The organism is Myxosarcina sp. GI1(2024) (assembly GCF_053543375.1).
In genome coordinates, this window is sequence record NZ_JBKGTY010000002.1 from 668439 (window position 1) to 684643 (window position 16205).

A 16205-nucleotide genomic window follows, 5' to 3' on the forward strand; every position below is an offset into this window, starting at 1 on the left:
AATCTCGCTTTTTAATCGCGGGTGGAAATGCTTCTAGGCGATCGCGCAATGAACTAACATCTTTAGCAGCTTTCTCAATTTTGTTGAGTTGTGTCTGAGAATAGCTAATCGAACTATCTTCATCGAGTTGTTCGGTTGCTGGTTGTACCTGTGCCAGTATAGCTTCAAAGGAATTAGGAGTAGCGATCGCCAGCTAAGCTTTACCTTGTGTTCCTTCTAAAACTGGTTGGTGCCGATTAGAATTCTGAGCCAAAATTCCATACTTAGGTGCGAATACCATTGTTAAAAGAAATAACGCCGTCAAAAGTACCACGATCGCTCCCCCTGTGGATACGTCAAAGTGGTAGCTGAGATATGTTCCCATTACACAAGAAAAGACGCTGGTAGCAACAGAAATGCCTAGCATACGGTCAAAGCGATCGGTTAATAAATATGCTGTCGAGCCTGGTGTTACTAGCATGGCAATGACCAGAATAATACCTGCGGTTTGCAGAGCGGTAACGATGGTTAAAGCCAGCACCGAAAGCAATGTATAAAACATAAGCTGAACGTTCAGACCGATAGCTTTGGCGTGGTTGGGGTCAAAACAGAACAGCAATAGGTCTTTGCGTCGGATTAAAATTACTACCAGCGTAATTACCCCAGCGATCGCAGTTTGAATGATATCTTCTTGGGATATACCCAGGACGTTACCGAATAGAATATGAAATAAATCGATGTTGCTGGGAATTTTTGTAACCAGCACCAAACCAAAGGCAAAAAAGCCCGTAAACACTACTCCAATCACGGCATCTTCTTTGAGACGAGTTTTTGACTTGATGTAGCCAATGGCAACGGTTGCCCCAAACCCGAATAGAAACGCCCCAATCGCAAAGGGAATATTTAAAGCATAAGCTACTACTACTCCTGGCACAACCGCATGGGAAACCGCATCTCCCATCAACGACCAGCCTTTAAGAGTAATGTAGCAAGAAAGTACCGCACACACTAAACCAACAAAGGCACTAACCCAAATAGCTTGGACTAAAAACCCATACTGTAAGGGTTCGACCAGCCAGTCGATAACCGAAATAGCCATCATCAAATCGCTCATGAATCCACCTCAGACGATTGGTACATCTGGCGCAGGCTATTAATTGGCAACCCGCCAAAAGTCATGGATAAATTCTCTTCGGTAAAGGTTTCTTCCGTCTTTCCCGAAGCCAAAATAGTTTGATTGAGCAGAATAGTGCGATCGCAAAAAGTGGAAATAGAGGCTAAATCGTGAGTGGATACTAGAATAGTGTGACCTTCTTCCCGTAGCTGGATCAGCAGATCGATCGTCCGTTTTTCGGTTTTTACATCTACACCCGAAAAAGGTTCGTCGAGTAAAATTACCTTACCTTCTTGAGCCAAGGCTCTTGCCAAAAATGCCCGTTTTTTCTGACCTCCAGATAGTTCGCCAATTTGATGGTGACGAAAATCGCTCATACCCACTCGTTCTAAACTTTCCATCACCAACCGACGGTCTTTTGAACCAGGGATACGCAACAGGTTCATATAACCGTAGCGTCCCATCATTACCACATCGTATACGCTTACAGGAAAATTCCAGTCTACTTCATCCGATTGCGGTACATAAGCCATTAACTGTTTTTTCTGAGCTTTTTGTACGGTCACATCACCAATGCGAATCTGTCCCTGGGCAGGCTTTAAAAATCCCATAATGGATTTAAATAAAGTAGATTTACCGCTACCGTTCGGTCCTACCAAAGCAGTAATACTGCCTGGCTCTACCGTACAGCTAACGTTGTAAAGAGCTAGTTTGGTATTGCTGTAGGTAACGCTGAGGTCATTGACGCTAATATCGAGTGCTTGAGTTGTTATTTGCATAATCTTTTAATTACTTATTACTTGCATTGCTACCCGCCAGCAAACCATTAGCAATGGTGCGAGCATCGTATTCGAGTAAATCTAAAAAAGTGGGAACTGGTCCTTCTTCTGACGAAAGAGAATCCACGTAAAGGTTTCCTCCAAATCTTGCTCCCGTCGTTTTGCCAACTTGTTTCATTCCTTCGTCGCTCACTGTAGTTTCGCAAAAAATGGTCGGCACATTGTTAGCTTTCACTTCTTCAATCACCCCCCGAACCTGCTTGGGAGTAAACTGCTGCTCGGCATTAATCGGCCACATATAAATTTCTTCCATATTGTAGTCGCGAGCGAGATAAGAAAATGCCCCTTCGCAACTTACTAAATAACGTTGATTTTCGGGGACTTGTGTCAAATCTGCCTGTAGTTCTTCGTCGATTGCTTTAAGCTTTTTGCTATATGCTTCGGCATTGGTGTTGTAGGTTGCGGCATTTTCTGGATCGAGTTTTACAAAAGCTTGACGAATATTTTCCACGTAAACCAAAGCATTCTGGGGCGACATCCAGGCGTGGGGATTGGGTTTATCTTCATATGGACCTTCAGAAATAGGAATTGGCTCTATACCTTCTGTCAATAACACCGAAGGAACATCTCGTACGTTGCCCAAAAACTGCTCGAACCAACGCTCCAAACCCATTCCGTTGTAAAGAATCAAATCGGCATCTTGAGCTTTGGCAATGTCGCTGGGTGTGGGTTCGTAGCCGTGAATTTCCGCACCAATGCGAGTAATAGATTCTACATTGAGTTTGTCACCTGCCACTTTTTGAGCGATGTCTGCTAATACGGTAAAAGTGGTGAGGACTTTCTTTTTACCTTCGTTATTAGCTACCTGTTCTGAATCAGCCTCCGTTGGTTGTGTGCTGTCTGAAGTAGTCGAGGTTGTAGTTTCCCCTGTACCCCCACAGCCAGTCAGCCAAACGCTTAATGCCAGAGTGGAGGAGAAGAGCATCTTTCGCTTTAAAAAAATTTGTGCCATCGAAAAATAAAATTGAACTCAATTTCATTATCGTATCACTTTTCTTTCATATTTCTCTCATTATTGAGCATGGCGACTATTGGCTTAAGCTTTTTTCATCAAAACAGCGCAACCATGTATCCCAGATAAAGCAGTAGCCCAAATAAAATTCTTAATAAAAATACCCCATAAAATTGTCGAACTAAATCCATGTCCGCCCATTAACTGGGCAATTAGCACGATACTGCCTTGATAAATACCGTAACCACTGACAAGACTTACAGCCAACCAAATCAAATAACCCCAAACACTATGACGGCTAAATTTTGGTCGCAATGTAACCAACCAAGTAACAAGTAACCAACAGTGTTTCTAAACCCATTACTAACCACCAAGTCAAAGATTCTAAAGTTCTGGGATATTGGCGAATGGTAAAGCCATAAAGCTGATTGGCAAACCAGATACTCATGGCACTAATTAGAGCTTTTTTGCGAGTCAACGTATTACCAGTTACCGCAGCAAAACCGACTAAAGGCGCATGAGGATAGATGATGCTGCTAGCACTACCAACAGTAATCAGAAACATCTGCCACCGATTACTTTTAGCGATCGCTTTTACTGCTATTTGCCAGGAATTGAGTTGAGATAATTCGCCATTTTTCCCAGATTTTGAAGAAACGAACCAAGATTTAGCTAGTTTTTCTACGTCAGATTTCATTGGTTTAAGGATGCTAAAGTCTAATAACTAATGACTAAACTGTTTTACGTCTCCGTCCCCAGAATTTTGCGATTAATCCCACCACAAAAATGAGAGTGAAATACAATAGACTGATGAACCTGACTAATAGTGGAGGAGCGATGCCTTCTACTTCTATTTCCTGAGATACCTGCATTTGCTTTATTGTTCGCAACAGCAGCAGAAGTAGAAACTGCACCAACTTCAACATTAGATGCTGCAACTTTGGCACTAACATTAACCACGAGTAAAACCGCGATCGCAATTATCGTCATGCCACTCAATAACATTCTGACTGGCTGAGGAGCGATTTCTCCATCATTCAAAGTTTGTTCGCCACCTAAAATCCAACCGCCAGTAAAACCAACTCCTAACAAAATAATCGCTAAAATTGCTAAATTACGATATTTTACGGCGTTTTCAGGAACTTTGAAGGTTAAAGAGTGCTCGAAAGCCTTAAATATGTCTGTAGCCTGGGGATTGGCAGCTACTTCCATAGTTTAGTTACCGCGAATGGGTAATACTTGCTCGAACTCTGGATTTCCTTGAGAGGCGATCGCTTCTAAACTGAGTAATTCTGTCCCCTCGACAATGGGAAAATCGGAAGTAAACCAGGGTGTTTTGGCTGGTGTGAAAATACCGACTTTTAAATTAGCATCAGTCAAAGGCTGTTCGTCAGCATCGAGTGCCTGAAGTTAAAATTTAACGACCGTATCATCGACAATTACATCTTCCAAAGGTGGTTCAGTTTGCAGTAGTACTGTTGGTTGAGAGACAATTGGTGTTAATTTAGATAACCAAACTAAACTACAACCTGCGATCGCTACTGCGGTCAATAAAATATATTTAATTAATTTCATTTTTTCTCCCTAATTAATGACAGGCGACCGTCAAAGTGTGATGACGAGTCTCGTGTAGCGCGTCATGAACGGGAGAATAGGTGGAAAAATAAAGCGTCCAAAGAATTATCATGCAAAGACCAACTATCAGAAAAACTTGGACTGGCAATGACAATACTAAACGCTGGGCGCGTTGCCCCAAACTACTTATGCTAACCATTATCTGTACCTCGCAGATTGATTTAGTGCGGTGTTAATATCGGCGGGCATTCTGACTAAGAGAATTTTAACGCTCTCATCACAGTTGCGGTACAGCGTTGGATTTTTACCAAACTTTCCCCATTACTTCTAATGACTGTTCCCCATTAGAACCGATTGAGTAACTGTTACAGTTATAGTAACCTTAATTAGATTGACTGCAACAAGAAATTTAAATGATTTAGGCTACAAAATAACTGCACCCCAGCACCTAAAGCCACCCAAAAGTAAACATTAATCGATGCACCTAAGTACCAGTCGCTACAGCTTTTTGAGCGACGCTCTCTAGCTTTGACTATTTCTCATACTTCTGACCAAGGCTCGTCAATCATGGTTTTCATATTTTCTGATTGCGAGAGAGGAAGACTATTTTGGTGATTTTTAAAAAATTTAACTTTTGGAAAGGTTGTACAGTCACTATTTTCACTTTTAGTTGAGATTGACACCGCGACTACTTTACCTAAACTCCGTGGAAAGTCTCCTGGTTGGATAAAAGGTTAGAAAAGAAGAAAAAGAAAGACCTATCCCATAGCGAAAAAGAGTTATTCTCGCCCTAAAAAATCGAAAAAGAAGCTTGTTAAACCTTATTTTCCGAGCTGAGTTGGACAATTCAGCTATTTTTAACTGGCTGAATTGTTTTCTGATGATTTTTTTTAGCTAAACCATAGATTTAACCGGAGTTGGCAATTTGCAATTAGGAATTAAAAGTCAAGTTGTTTTTTACGAGCTCTTAGGCAATTGAAACCGCTCGAGATCGATAATTTTTAAGTTTTAGCTTCGTCGAATTAGCGTCGATTTCAGATTTAATTTTCATCCATCGGAACGAAGTGTTTAGTTTCAGGTATGTATTTCCAAGCGATTCCTTCTGGATCTTTACTCTGACTCCATTCGGGAAAATCTTCGTCTAGTTTGCGTCTGCCGACGGTACTAGAGTTAAGATCGAGACGTTTGGCTAAATCTGCCTGAATTAAAAAGCGCTCTTCATCGGTAGTAGTGATTTCAGCTTCATCTACTGCAGAGCTTTCAGTCGCAACAGGCGATTCGGATTCTAACTCAGCTACATCAGTGGCAGCAGAAGTTGAATGCTCGCTAATTTGCTGTTGCTGTGTTTGTTCCTGCTTGGCTAAACTGGCAATTCCGCGAAAAGAAACTTTACCAGACTCACTAGCTGCTGACTCATAGGAATTGAGGGATAATTCTGATTCAGTTTCAGGTTCGCTGTCATCTAAAATACTTCCCAAGGCACTGGCAGTAGGAAAGTAATACACGATTCCTTTATCTGGAATGATTTTGGGCGCTACCCCGTAATCGCTAGCTTTCCCTTCTAAGAAACTCTTTGCCGCTTTGGCAGTCAAATTAGCTTTCAAGGATAAGTCTACTGGAGTAAGGTAACCGCGATTTTCTTTGATTAATTGATTGAAGTAAGGATTTACCTGAGCGCACCATTTTTGCCACTGATAATTTTGCCAAATTCTAAAAGCAACAATTGATAATGCCAACAACAGCAGTAAAGGCCAAAGCTTGTACAAAATGACAATTGATAGTGCTAGGGGCAAGATTAGAATTAGAATGCCAGCAGAACTATTGTTTAAGGGTTTTCCTGTCATAGTTGTAATTGCAATTGCTAAATCTATTAGTTGCAAGTTTGTCTTGCATAATTGCCAATCTTAATGCAATTTGGGTTGCAAAACATCCATTTCTAGCAAATATTTAAAAAAACCTGCAAGCCGGAACTAGATATTTACTGCAATTTTAGTCAAATTCAAGCGTTGCAGCATTGCCTGGCGAGCGGCAATGGCTAGAGAATCTGGTAGTTTCGCTAGCTCGATCTCGGTTTGATATTTTTTTTGCAAAGCTTTTTGAATCAGCCAGTCAGCAATAAAAGGATTTTTCGGTAATAGAGGACCGTGAGCGTAGGTGGCGATCGCATTACCCATAAAAGCTCCTTCCCAACCATCTGTACCGTTGTTACCAAAACCTTTAATTACTTTGCCCAATGGCTGAACGCGATTGAGATGAGTTCTTCCGCCGTGATTTTCAAAGCCAATGGCAATTGGTTTTTTACCAAGCATTGCTCGCAATTCTTCAGCTATGGGTGAAGCGACGATTTCAAAGACCAAATTGCCAATGCAGCGTGGTGCATCAATTCCTGGATGCTTGGTAACGAGATCGAATAAGCCCAATCCTTCAATTTTCTGTCCTAAGGCAGGTTCGTAAAAATGACCCAAAAGCTGCGGCGAACCGCAAGTAAATACACCAGGGGTATTGGTTGCTAGTTTGTGGCGCAAAGCATCGGCTTTTGCTCCCCATAAATCTCTCATCACAATGGCTTGCTGTCGGTCTTGCGCCCCTCCACCAACAATCAAATCTACTTTTTCGAACTCTTCAACACTAGATTCTCTTTGCAGGGGAACCAGATCTACTTCAATATCGCGCCATTGACAGCGTCGTTGTAAACAAATAACGTTGCCGCGATCGCCATAGGTACTCATTAAGGAAGGATACAGCCAGCCAATTGATAATTTCATTTTGCAAGCTCGTTGTGTAAGATTAATTTTTCCAATATATACCTCAACGACAAAAGGGCTAATTTTAAACCTTTACTCGATAAATCGTTCGTACTATTGGTTACAGATGTAACTTACTCGAGGAAAAATTGCCAGTTTAGTTTTGAAGAAAACACTTAAAGTAGCTAAACTATTGCTATGTTCGCTCTCGATAATCTTTGAAAATCGGGGCTTTTTCTGACATTCGATCGAATTTTACTAAATTAACGGAATTTAATGATATGACTGCTACGCCTACGACAACTAGAGAACGTGCAAGTCAAACCATCAAAGAAATTTATCCTAACTATAAAGTAATCGTACTTAATGATGATTTTAATACCTTTAAGCACGTTGCTGAATGTTTGATGAAATATATTCCAGGGATGAGCAGCGATCGCGCTTGGAAGTTGACCGAGCAGGTTCATTCTGAAGGACAAGCGATCGTCTGGGTAGGTCCTCAAGAACAAGCCGAACTATATCACCAACAACTAAAACGGGCGGGTTTGACCATGGCTCCTTTAGAAAAGGCTTAAAATTAGATAATTTATTTATTTTAGTTTATGGCGATCGCCTTTGGTTTATGAATAACTCTTCTGACGGTAGGCTAGTTTGGAACCACTCGACTCATCTGCCCGGTTTAATTCCCATACTAGAAAAGCTGGTAGGCTGTGAGGGAATAGGAACGATTACTCCCGGCAGAATCAAAACCGCTCGCGGTCGCTGTGCTAATTTAAAATTGAGAGTTTCCGTACCAATTCGGGGCGGCTATAAAGTCATCGCTCGTCAAGGGAAAACCGTACAGGAAGTGTTTATCATCACCGTACTCGAGCAAAGGGAATTGGAAAAAGTTATTGCCTCGTTAATCGACTCTTAGCAGTAAATCAATAATTAAATTAATGAATAATTTCGCTCGAGAAGTAGATGCCATCGTTATTGGTAGTGGCGTTGGGGGTCTGTGCTGTGGGGCACTACTCGCCAAATATGGTTTTAAAGTAATTATCTGCGAAAGTCACGCGATCGCCGGTGGGGCGGCACACAGTTTCGAGCGCGACGGTTATAAATTTGATTCGGGTCCTTCTCTCTATTCGGGCTTATCCCATCCTTCCAATAATCCTTTAAGACAGGTGTTAGACGTGCTTGGTGAAGAGCTTGCCTGGGTCAACTACGATGTTTGGGGCTGTCGTCTGCCAGAAGCAGACTTTGATGCCTATATCGGGGCAAATCACTTTAGCGAAACTTTGGCAAAGCTACGGGGTCGAGCTGCCGTAGAGCAGTGGAGCAAGCTTCAGCAGGAGATGAAGCAGCTCGCCGAAGCGGTTAATGCCTTACCTCCTCTAGCAATGCGCTTCGATCTGGGAGCGGCGATGAGCATGGGTCGCTATCTGCCCTCGATGCTGTGGCACTTTCCCAATATTCTCAAACTAACTCGACCGTTTAGCACGATTGTCGATGACATCGTTAGCGATCGCTTCATTCGCAATTGGCTCGATCTGCTGTGTTTTTTACTATCTGGACTGCCTGCTAGCGGTACTGTGGGGGCAGAAATGGCGTTTATGTTTGCCGAATGGTATCAGCCTGGAGTGGTGTTGGACTATCCTGTCGGCGGCAGTGGCGCGATCGTCGAAGCTCTAATTAGAGGGTTGACTAAAAATGGCGGCGAAATTATCTATAACGCTCACGTAGCAGAAATTATCGTTAGAGATCGACGGGCAGTGGGAGTGCGTCTGCAAAACGGAAAAGAAATCGGCGCGTCTCGAGCGGTGGTCTCTAATGCTTCGATTTGGGATACTTTACCTTTAGTACCCGACGGGGCGTTACCCAAAAGTTTCGTTAACCAACGCCAAGCTACTCCTGAATGCGAGAGTTTTATGCACCTCCATCTGGGTATCGACGGCAAGGGGTTACCAGATGATTTGCAGTGTCACTACATCGTAGTTAATGACTGGAAGAGGGACGTTAGCGCACCGCAGAACGTCGTGGTAGTTTCTATTCCCTCGGTATTAGATCCCTCTCTCGCCCCTTCCGGCAAGCAGGTAATTCACGTTTATACCCCAGGTAATGAACCTTACGAAATCTGGGCGGGACTCGAGCGCCGCAGCCCAGAATACAAGCAACTGAAACAAAAGCGGGCTGAAGTGATGTGGCAGGGTTTAAAACGAATTATTCCCGATATACGTCAGCGTTGTGAAGTAACTTTAGTAGGTACGCCCCTGACGCATCAATATTATCTTCGCCGTTATCGCGGTACTTATGGTCCGGCAATTAAAGCAGGAACGGGGTTTTTCCCAGGTTCTACTACTCCTCTGTCGGGATTATTTTGCTGTGGAGATTCGACTTTTCCCGGAATTGGCATTCCTGCGGTTGCTGCTAGTGGAGCGATCGCTGCGAATACCATCGCACCTCTAAACCAGCATTTGAAAGTTTTGCGGTCGATTGAGTAAGGAGTGATTCTAAAAACCGCGAAAAATTCCTGGCGAAAAGCGAATTGGAGGCTAAACTAAGAAATGCTACCGAACGAGTTAGGGTATGTCTAACCTAGAATCAGTTTCCAAACCTAATGCAGATATTACTGATTATGAGTGGGAAGTTACACCTCCTGCCGTCAAAGCGATCCTCCATCGCCTCGAGCGTTCGCTACAGCAAAAACAGCAAAATCTAGAATATTTAAAAGCGGAAAATCGATGGTTGCGTCAACAACTGGATTTAGAATTAAACCCAGGCGATCGCGTCTCTTTACCAGCTTTACCTGAAGTTCTCTTGTGGGCGACTATCGGTTTAATTCTTACTGTCGCCTGTACCTTTATTCCAGCCCATACCATTGCCCCACCTTGGACTTGGCGTCAGGAAATTACCACTCACTATTTAGGAGTCAGCTATCAGGTTGGTGCCGTGCTGTTTGTTGCTTGTGTAGGTGGTAAACACGCCGGTTGGCTTTCGCAATTGACCTATTTATTGCTAGGCTTGACGGGACTATCTATTTTCGATCGCGGTGGAGGTTGGCAATATTTTCAACAGCCTAATTTTGGTTATTTACTAGGCTTTGTTTTCGGTGCTTGGCTGTGTGGTTATTTAGCTTTTCAGTCTAAAGCTAAGTTACATACTTTGATCTCTAGCTGTCTGGCAGGTTTATTAGCGATTCATTTGACAGGCATTGTTTATCTGACAGGATTGTATTTTTCGACTGGTTTGGGAGAGGGAATTGATTCGTGGTGGCAAGGAATTTCGATCTATTCTCTTACTCCACTTCCAGGACAAATAGCTGTAATTTGCGTGGTTACTCTTATCGCCTCGATCCTGCGCAAAATAATGTTTTCTTAGGCATTATTCACTAAACTTCAATTTGCTGTCTTTTTGTTTCTAGTTAAATAGGGATTTAGCCTAACTTGGCTGTCAGCAGTTTATATTTCGGTTCAAACACTTTTTCCCACTAATTGTTATGCCGTTTACTTTTTTTGCCGTTGAGACTGCCATCAATAATCCGAAAAAATAGCGCTCGCTTTCGGGAACGCTAAGGCGTAAAATTGTCGGGAGCAGACGGGAAATTAAGGCTCCGTAAAGCACCCTTGAATTATTTAAATCTCGTCCTAGAGAATAGGTTTCGCCTTCTAGCGCAAAGGTTTTTTGCTCTCCTTTCTTCTTAAAATTGCCAAGTCGTGTGGAGATCGAACTTATCTCGTCTAGATCTGAACTCAAAACTAGTTTTTTTCAGTTAGAGCACAAGCATCAATTAATACTCGTTCGTATTTCTGCCCGATCTTATCCCAGGTGTATTCTGTTTCGACTAACTTACGACCATTTTCTGACAGTTTTGCTCTCAGTTTGGGTTCGGAAAACAAACGGGCGATCGCATATACGTATTCTTCGATATTATTAGCGCGCATAGCTCGTAAAGGAAAATTAGCACCATCAACCTGCAAACCCGACAGGGCGCGATCGCTTCCTACTACTGGCACTCCTGCCGCCATTGCTTCTAAGGTACGATTTTTTAGCCCAAATCCCTGGCGGATTGGAATTACACAAACAGTAGCCCAATGCAAATATTCAACTACAGAGCGAACTTTTCCCGTTACCTTGACCCCGGGTAAGGCTTTTAGTTCTAAAACTTCTGGTACGGGATTGGCACCTACTAGTTCTAGAGCTGCTTCTGGATAGCGTTGGCGAATTTCGGGAAAAATTTCTAACGCCAAGAGTCTGGCTGCATCAATATTAAAAGGTCGATCCATATTGCCGACAAAAATTATGCGTTGTCCGCCTTGATTGGTTACGCGACGAGGAAACTTTTTGAGATCGACACCATTGGCAATAGTGACGATACGGCTTTCTGGATCCAATTTTTTAACCATGCGACGCTCGATTTCAGTAACGGTTACGACTACACTAAACTTACCTAGATAGTTGCGTTCGTATCTTCGCCGAAATCCCAGGTTAATTTGATCTTTTAATTCGTTTTTTGAGTCGCCAGTTTCAATTTGTTGTTTGTAGATACTATACTCAGAACAATGAAGATTTAAAACTACTCCGATTGCATCTCGCCAGCTAGGATTAATATATATTTCATCAGCACTATCTTCACAGACGATACAGTCAAAAGCACCCTCGTTAACTGCCGTGTCTACCCAGGCAGCTATGTCAGAAGAATAGGCACTGAGAATCTTGGGTAGTGTGCCTTGCTGAATAAAAGTTCCCAAACGCTTAGCTTTATCGATTAGTTTTGTCGATGTCTTAGTTTTTTCTACTGTAAAAATTGCTAATTCTGCTACTCGTTCTCTAAGAACTTCTACTTCTTCATCGGTAACTTCTTCGCTGCGTTTAGTTAAGAGAGTTACTCGGTGTCGTTGTGCTAAGTACTCTAGTAAATGGAATGTTCTTAGTTGTTTTCTGCCTTTCGTTGGAGGATAGGGAAAGGTAGAACAAAGCATGAGAATATTCATGGATTTTTACTGGTAGAAAATGACACTCGAGTCGCTTCGCTCTAGTTCAGAGTTCGGAGTTATTTTAGTCCAAACTGCCAATTGCAAATTCCGAAGTCAAAGGGCTGAGACTGGGAGTTTTTCCCACCGCAATAATGCCCCATCGAATTGCGAATTAGTTTTAGTCGAATATAATTTTAAGCAATGATTTTGTTTGGAAGTATCTAGAATCCTAACTAGTTATAAAGTAGATAGCAAACTTTATTCTCTATAGTTAACAGTAATTGCCGAAAGCAAATTAGCGATCGCTTCACTCATTTCAAACTAAATTCTGGTAGCAAGTGGCGATAGTCTCTAGCTGCTTTAGGGGTATTCAGGTAATCAAGTCTGTTATAGATTGCTTGCTTTATAGTTGTTGCGGCTCGACTCGTTCCATCGATTGCTGTGGCGAACTAGAGAACAACTAGCTTCAGTTCGCCATTGGTTAAGACTTCGGTCTAGAGCGGAATTGCAAGAGCATGAGTATAGTCTGGTCTAGTCCCAGAGGGACTCGATCTAGTGACACCGATTTTAGGGGTGCTGCTATTGCTATTTGGCTCGACCAGATCGTTGAGACTACACTCAAGCTCCAACTGCCAATAGCGAACTCGTTCATCAGCGGTTAATAGTTTGGGGTTTATTCAACAGTGTGTCCGACTGCCACGATCGCCTGTTCGAGCGAAGCTCTAGAGGCTTCGGTTTCTACCGTTACTTGTTTGGTGTCGAGATCGATATCTATTTTGGCTTCTGGTTCGTGAGTGGCGATCGCTTTAGAAAGCGTCTCGACACAGCCTTGACAGACCATACTAGGCACTTTTAAATTGATTGTCGTCATTAGTTAAAATTTTTCCTCCGTCATCTCTTGGTTGAATTCTTGTTGGCTATTTTAAGCCTTAACGGTCGATCTCAAACCCAATTTGCTAATTAATCTCTCGATATCGAAGTGGCGCTGCATCGATTCTCTAACTCGTTCGACTTTGATCGGCTCGTGAATTGGTACCGTACCAAAGGAGCGATCGACAATTTCTACTGTAGTTAGGGTATCGCTATCGACAGAGAGAACTGGCACCTGTAAATCTTCAGCACGATTGAGAATCAAGGGCTGTGGTGGAATTCGCCCCGTTAAAATCAAACAGTGAGTCGAGGTTTCTAAAGCTGCCATCTGTAGTTCGGTGCGATCGCCGCCGGTAATTACCGCCATATTTTCCCGCTGACGAAAAAATCCTAAAGCCGAGTTGACGTTCATCGCGCCAATACTGAGACTTTCTACTAACCAATCTAGATGATCGTGACAACAGAGAACTTTAGCATCCAGTCTGCGAGCTAATTCACGCACGCTTACTGCTTTAAGTAAATTATCCCGGGGAATCGTGCCCAATACGGGAATATCGTGGTTTTCGAGAAAAGGCTTAGTAACCTTTTGAGCTGTTTCTAGTTCTGCAGCAGGAACGCCGTTAATGACTACTCCAATTAGGCGCCCACCTAATAGTTTTTTAGCAGTCAGTAAACTACTAACCAAAGATAGAGAATCATACTGAGCTACTAATAAAATTGCTGCATCTACAGTCTCAGCAATTTCTGGTACGGATAGCTCGAACAAGCTTCCTTCAGATAAATTTCCAGGTCCTTCTAATACTACTAGCTCGCTATCGATTTTTCCTAAATGTTTTTTTAAGGCATCGCCGTAATTTCGATTATCTTCGCCTTTGAGACGCCGGTCAATCGTTTCGCGATCGAGAGATAATAGAGGAAGGCGTACGCGATTGGCTGATAGTCCTAAAGTAGTTGCCAAAAAATTTACATCTTCTTCGACGACTTCTACTGAATGCTGACTTAAATATGTCCCTATTAGTTTGCCATAGGTAATACTAATTTGATGTTCGACAGCTAGATGAGTTAGACCGAGTATGGTCGTCGATTTACCACTATAAGCTTCAGTCGAACCAACTAACAAATATTTGGCATCTGCCACGTCTAGACTCCTTAATTATTGATTTGCTTTCTCGCTCTTTGCTATTCAAAGCGCAACAGTTTCCGATAAAATCCTCTGGGAAAATCTGTTATTTGAGAGCTTTTAAATTTTATGATGACATCAATTAAGTAATCTATGAACTCGGAATTAGATAAAGTAACTTCATAGCTTAATTCTGCCTGTCCATCAAACTGTAGGCGACAACGAGTTAATTCAGAAGGTAATTTGGATACATACCAGCTAGCAATATAAGGTATACTTTCTCCTCCTTCGATAATGCGGTTTCCTTCTAGAGAACCCTGGCGATAGAGGGCAATTGCCTGTGGAAGCCAACTGTGCTTAGTTTTCGCATAGTAAGGTATGTAGATCACTACTTCTGCATGACTAGCGGGCTTTAACTGGTCGATTGTGGGCATAGAGGTAAATATTCGATTTTTGATAATTTTTTCTGACTTTTTACGTTATAACATCAGTTTTTTCGATCTCGATGGCGACAAGCTTGCTTTTAAATTAGGGTGTAGAGAAACCGCTCGTCGAACTAGTTCGAAAGCAGAAAATCGGAATAACCCATCGAAACTGAACTGAGTCTAAATTGCCTCGACTTTGAAGGGATTGTTGAAATAGGCACTCGATATTTTCGGCAAAAAAGAGATTTTGAAAGTTTGCTACAAATACAAATAAAAAGAGATTTTGTATTTCATATAAAAAAAATAATGTGAGCTAAGTGTTGACTGGTTTTTGCCTGTCTAACCCTTCGAGGTCACACGATCGAACAACGGCTACAGTTTAGGGGAAAATTTCAAAGCATAACAGAAAAAAGAAATAGATTAGACTTCTTGCAGAAGTCAGGGGAAAGGGAAAAGCGATTGTCTTAAATGTCAAGTTTAATTTGTCTTATGGTGCGATCGCTAGTAACCAAATTAAGTAAGAAGAATCGCTTGTCACAGTCATAACTTACTGCGAGCAGGAAAAAACTAAAGCGATCGTGATAATTGAACTAAACGATTTGAGGTTGCCAGGTTTGATTATTTCTCATCATGGCATTGAGAAAAATTAAGAGTTTGTGCATACAGGCAGTTATCGCAACTTTCTTGAGCTTACCTTTTTGAATCAAACGCTCGTAAAAAGCTTTGATTGGCGGGTTATAACGAATTGCGACCAAAGCTGCCATATATATAAATAAAGTACACAACGAATTTTAGCCCGTCCACCCCAAATCCTTCGCTTCCCTCGAAACTTACCGCTATCCTTATTCAGAGGTGCAACACCTACTAAGTAAGAAATAGATTTATGGGAAAGCGTACCAAGTTCTGGCAAAGATGAAATTAAAGTAACCGCAACAACTTCTCCTACTCCAGGAACACTGGTTAATAGCTTAAGTTTTTGTTGCCAGTCTCGATTATTAGCGATCGCTAATTTGATTTGGGATTCAATTTCTTTGAGTCGTTTTTCCAGCCATTCAATGTGTTCGCTGATATCGGCTTGAACCGAATTAGTTTTGCCTCTTCTACGATTTTTTTCTCGGTAATCATGTCGCTGATTTGACGGCGACGAGCTACTAAATCTTCCAGTTGACGGGAAGATTCATCACTTATTTGTCTGACTTGGGGGCGAATCGCATCAGCAAAATGCGCTAACACTTCGGCATCAATAGCATCGGTTTTGGCTAATATTCCCGTCGCTTGGGCAAAATCTCTACGGACAGCTCACGGTGCTGAGGCAACCTCAGCACCCGTGTCCTTAGCTTGACGAGGATTAATTATTGCTACTGCTAGTCCCGCTTTAGTTAGTTTGACTGCTACATCTATTTCCATTCCTCCTGTGGCTTCTACGACAATTAGCTCTGGTTTGATTTTTGTTAGCGTTTGAACCAGTTTACTAATACCTACTTCGTTGTTTGTTACTTTAAATAGATTTCCTTTGGGACGGACATAGACATCAAGGTATTTTTTGGCAAACATCTATTCCTACCCATTGTTGTTCGCTCATTGTTGTTCTCAAAGACGATCTTAGTTTGAGCTAGTTAAATATCTTCACCT

20 protein-coding genes, 1 pseudogene and 1 riboswitch are annotated in these 16205 nt (G+C 42.2%); of the genes and pseudogenes, 4 read left to right on the plus strand and 17 right to left on the minus strand.

Annotated elements, in window-relative coordinates:
• Positions 1–193 precede the first annotated feature (193 nt).
• From ACLFKQ_RS12205 to ACLFKQ_RS12255, 11 genes are all read right to left on the minus strand, one after another.
• Positions 194–1093: a metal ABC transporter permease gene (locus ACLFKQ_RS12205; protein WP_449000076.1), complete on the minus strand. Its 900-nt coding sequence runs from the start codon at positions 1091–1093 to the stop codon at positions 194–196.
• Positions 1090–1872 (minus strand): metal ABC transporter ATP-binding protein, encoded by a 783-nt coding sequence (locus tag ACLFKQ_RS12210; RefSeq protein WP_449000077.1) that lies wholly within the window; start codon positions 1870–1872, stop codon positions 1090–1092. Before ACLFKQ_RS12210 ends, ACLFKQ_RS12205 begins: the two co-directional genes overlap by 4 nt.
• A gap of 10 nt (positions 1873–1882) precedes the next feature.
• Complete coding sequence (locus ACLFKQ_RS12215) at positions 1883–2884, minus strand: metal ABC transporter substrate-binding protein (RefSeq protein WP_449000078.1); 1002 nt, start codon at positions 2882–2884, stop codon at positions 1883–1885.
• An 84-nt stretch (positions 2885–2968) separates the two neighbouring features.
• Positions 2969–3199, minus strand: a complete 231-nt coding sequence (locus ACLFKQ_RS12220; RefSeq protein WP_449000079.1) for a hypothetical protein — start codon at positions 3197–3199, stop codon at positions 2969–2971.
• Entirely contained in the window at positions 3183–3581 is a 399-nt protein-coding gene (locus ACLFKQ_RS12225; RefSeq protein ID WP_449000080.1) for a hypothetical protein, read from the minus strand. The genes ACLFKQ_RS12220 and ACLFKQ_RS12225 overlap by 17 nt, the downstream gene beginning before the upstream one ends.
• Before the next feature lie 44 nt (positions 3582–3625).
• Positions 3626–4096, minus strand: coding sequence for a hypothetical protein (locus ACLFKQ_RS12230; RefSeq protein WP_449000081.1), 471 nt, complete (start codon positions 4094–4096; stop codon positions 3626–3628).
• A gap of 3 nt (positions 4097–4099) precedes the next feature.
• Positions 4100–4264, minus strand: coding sequence for a hypothetical protein (locus tag ACLFKQ_RS12235; protein WP_449000082.1), 165 nt, complete (start codon positions 4262–4264; stop codon positions 4100–4102).
• Between the two features lie 30 nt (positions 4265–4294).
• Positions 4295–4459 carry a hypothetical protein gene (locus ACLFKQ_RS12240; protein ID WP_449000083.1) on the minus strand — a complete coding sequence of 55 codons (165 nt, stop codon included), beginning with the start codon at positions 4457–4459 and terminating at the stop codon, positions 4295–4297.
• A 13-nt stretch (positions 4460–4472) separates the two neighbouring features.
• Positions 4473–4658 carry a CbtB domain-containing protein gene (locus ACLFKQ_RS12245; protein WP_449000084.1) on the minus strand — a complete coding sequence of 62 codons (186 nt, stop codon included), beginning with the start codon at positions 4656–4658 and terminating at the stop codon, positions 4473–4475.
• 24 nt (positions 4659–4682) lie between these two features.
• A riboswitch (cobalamin riboswitch) is annotated at positions 4683–4829 on the minus strand.
• A gap of 670 nt (positions 4830–5499) precedes the next feature.
• The gene (locus ACLFKQ_RS12250) at positions 5500–6303 is read right to left on the minus strand and encodes a hypothetical protein (RefSeq protein ID WP_449000085.1); all 804 of its coding nucleotides are present in this window, start codon (positions 6301–6303) and stop codon (positions 5500–5502) included.
• Between the two features lie 126 nt (positions 6304–6429).
• Complete coding sequence (locus ACLFKQ_RS12255) at positions 6430–7224, minus strand: type 1 glutamine amidotransferase (protein WP_449000086.1); 795 nt, start codon at positions 7222–7224, stop codon at positions 6430–6432.
• A 260-nt stretch (positions 7225–7484) separates the two neighbouring features.
• Between ACLFKQ_RS12255 and clpS the strand changes: the two genes are divergently transcribed.
• From clpS to ACLFKQ_RS12275, 4 genes are all read left to right on the plus strand, one after another.
• Positions 7485–7778, plus strand: coding sequence for an ATP-dependent Clp protease adapter ClpS (gene clpS, locus ACLFKQ_RS12260; RefSeq protein WP_449000087.1), 294 nt, complete (start codon positions 7485–7487; stop codon positions 7776–7778).
• 47 nt (positions 7779–7825) lie between these two features.
• The gene (locus tag ACLFKQ_RS12265; protein ID WP_449000088.1) at positions 7826–8119 is read left to right on the plus strand and encodes a DUF2103 domain-containing protein; all 294 of its coding nucleotides are present in this window, start codon (positions 7826–7828) and stop codon (positions 8117–8119) included.
• A gap of 22 nt (positions 8120–8141) precedes the next feature.
• Positions 8142–9686 carry a phytoene desaturase family protein gene (locus tag ACLFKQ_RS12270; protein ID WP_449000089.1) on the plus strand — a complete coding sequence of 515 codons (1545 nt, stop codon included), beginning with the start codon at positions 8142–8144 and terminating at the stop codon, positions 9684–9686.
• A gap of 85 nt (positions 9687–9771) precedes the next feature.
• On the plus strand, positions 9772–10563 hold the full coding sequence (locus ACLFKQ_RS12275) for a biotin transporter BioY (RefSeq protein ID WP_449000090.1): 792 nt from the start codon (positions 9772–9774) through the stop codon (positions 10561–10563).
• 72 nt (positions 10564–10635) lie between these two features.
• Here the strand turns inward: ACLFKQ_RS12275 and ACLFKQ_RS12280 are convergent, their stop codons facing one another.
• From ACLFKQ_RS12280 to ACLFKQ_RS12305, 6 genes and pseudogenes are all read right to left on the minus strand, one after another.
• Positions 10636–10938 carry a hypothetical protein gene (locus ACLFKQ_RS12280; RefSeq protein WP_449000091.1) on the minus strand — a complete coding sequence of 101 codons (303 nt, stop codon included), beginning with the start codon at positions 10936–10938 and terminating at the stop codon, positions 10636–10638.
• A gap of 2 nt (positions 10939–10940) precedes the next feature.
• Positions 10941–12176, minus strand: coding sequence for a glycosyltransferase (locus ACLFKQ_RS12285; RefSeq protein ID WP_449000092.1), 1236 nt, complete (start codon positions 12174–12176; stop codon positions 10941–10943).
• Positions 12177–12831: 655 nt separating this feature from the next.
• Entirely contained in the window at positions 12832–13029 is a 198-nt protein-coding gene (locus ACLFKQ_RS12290; RefSeq protein ID WP_449000093.1) for a heavy-metal-associated domain-containing protein, read from the minus strand.
• 51 nt (positions 13030–13080) lie between these two features.
• Complete coding sequence (locus ACLFKQ_RS12295) at positions 13081–14166, minus strand: phosphotransacetylase family protein (protein WP_449000094.1); 1086 nt, start codon at positions 14164–14166, stop codon at positions 13081–13083.
• A 41-nt stretch (positions 14167–14207) separates the two neighbouring features.
• On the minus strand, positions 14208–14582 hold the full coding sequence (ebsA, locus tag ACLFKQ_RS12300; RefSeq protein ID WP_449000095.1) for a type IV pilus biogenesis protein EbsA: 375 nt from the start codon (positions 14580–14582) through the stop codon (positions 14208–14210).
• 581 nt (positions 14583–15163) lie between these two features.
• Positions 15164–16155 (minus strand): annotated as a pseudogene (locus ACLFKQ_RS12305) (IS110 family transposase).
• Positions 16156–16205 lie beyond the last annotated feature (50 nt).

Excerpts from the sequence above, each read along its gene's own strand:
- ACLFKQ_RS12205 (WP_449000076.1), bottom strand. The coding sequence starts at position 1,093 with ATGAGCGATTTGATGATGGCTATTTCGGTTATCGACTGGCTGGTCGAA.
- ACLFKQ_RS12210 (WP_449000077.1), bottom strand. The coding sequence starts at position 1,872 with ATGCAAATAACAACTCAAGCACTCGATATTAGCGTCAATGACCTCAGC.
- ACLFKQ_RS12215 (WP_449000078.1), bottom strand. The coding sequence starts at position 2,884 with ATGGCACAAATTTTTTTAAAGCGAAAGATGCTCTTCTCCTCCACTCTG.
- ACLFKQ_RS12225 (WP_449000080.1), bottom strand. The coding sequence starts at position 3,581 with ATGAAATCTGACGTAGAAAAACTAGCTAAATCTTGGTTCGTTTCTTCA.
- ACLFKQ_RS12230 (WP_449000081.1), bottom strand. The coding sequence starts at position 4,096 with ATGGAAGTAGCTGCCAATCCCCAGGCTACAGACATATTTAAGGCTTTC.
- ACLFKQ_RS12240 (WP_449000083.1), bottom strand. The coding sequence starts at position 4,459 with ATGAAATTAATTAAATATATTTTATTGACCGCAGTAGCGATCGCAGGT.
- ACLFKQ_RS12245 (WP_449000084.1), bottom strand. The coding sequence starts at position 4,658 with ATGGTTAGCATAAGTAGTTTGGGGCAACGCGCCCAGCGTTTAGTATTG.
- ACLFKQ_RS12250 (WP_449000085.1), bottom strand. The coding sequence starts at position 6,303 with ATGACAGGAAAACCCTTAAACAATAGTTCTGCTGGCATTCTAATTCTA.
- ACLFKQ_RS12255 (WP_449000086.1), bottom strand. The coding sequence starts at position 7,224 with ATGAAATTATCAATTGGCTGGCTGTATCCTTCCTTAATGAGTACCTAT.
- clpS (WP_449000087.1), top strand. The coding sequence starts at position 7,485 with ATGACTGCTACGCCTACGACAACTAGAGAACGTGCAAGTCAAACCATC.
- ACLFKQ_RS12265 (WP_449000088.1), top strand. The coding sequence starts at position 7,826 with ATGAATAACTCTTCTGACGGTAGGCTAGTTTGGAACCACTCGACTCAT.
- ACLFKQ_RS12270 (WP_449000089.1), top strand. The coding sequence starts at position 8,142 with ATGAATAATTTCGCTCGAGAAGTAGATGCCATCGTTATTGGTAGTGGC.
- ACLFKQ_RS12275 (WP_449000090.1), top strand. The coding sequence starts at position 9,772 with ATGTCTAACCTAGAATCAGTTTCCAAACCTAATGCAGATATTACTGAT.
- ACLFKQ_RS12285 (WP_449000092.1), bottom strand. The coding sequence starts at position 12,176 with ATGAATATTCTCATGCTTTGTTCTACCTTTCCCTATCCTCCAACGAAA.
- ACLFKQ_RS12290 (WP_449000093.1), bottom strand. The coding sequence starts at position 13,029 with ATGACGACAATCAATTTAAAAGTGCCTAGTATGGTCTGTCAAGGCTGT.
- ebsA (WP_449000095.1), bottom strand. The coding sequence starts at position 14,582 with ATGCCCACAATCGACCAGTTAAAGCCCGCTAGTCATGCAGAAGTAGTG.